At 80.6% G+C, this 315-nt stretch carries 1 protein-coding gene; it reads right to left on the minus strand.

Going from position 1 to position 315, the window contains the following annotated elements; genetic code table 11:
- On the minus strand, nucleotides 1-315 hold a 315-nt coding region (locus UK12_RS42520), incomplete at both ends, for a hypothetical protein (RefSeq protein ID WP_045307242.1).

The following is a 315-nucleotide window of genomic DNA, read 5'->3' on the forward strand; positions in this document are numbered from 1 at the left end:
AGGCCGGCCATCGGGTCGGCGCGGAGCCAGCCCTGGGTGCGCCACCAGGCCACGGCGCCGCGCAGGATGGACAGTTCGCGGTTGAGCGTGCGCGGATCGCCGCCCGCGGCGCGCCGCGCGGGCGCGTCCGCCAGCCCGGCGGCGCCCTCCGGGCGGTCCAGCAGGGCCACCGCGACGACCTGCGGCCGCCCCCGGCGCCGCTCGCGGCCGACCTGGACCCCCCGCTCCACCACCAGCCACGCCCAGCGGGCCAGCGCCATCCGGTACATCCATCGGGAGCCCGCGCCGACCTCGGCCGCGGCAACGTACCGCTGG

Origin of the sequence: Saccharothrix sp. ST-888 (genome assembly GCF_000955975.1) — a bacterium.
GTDB lineage: Bacteria > Actinomycetota > Actinomycetes > Streptomycetales > Streptomycetaceae > Kitasatospora.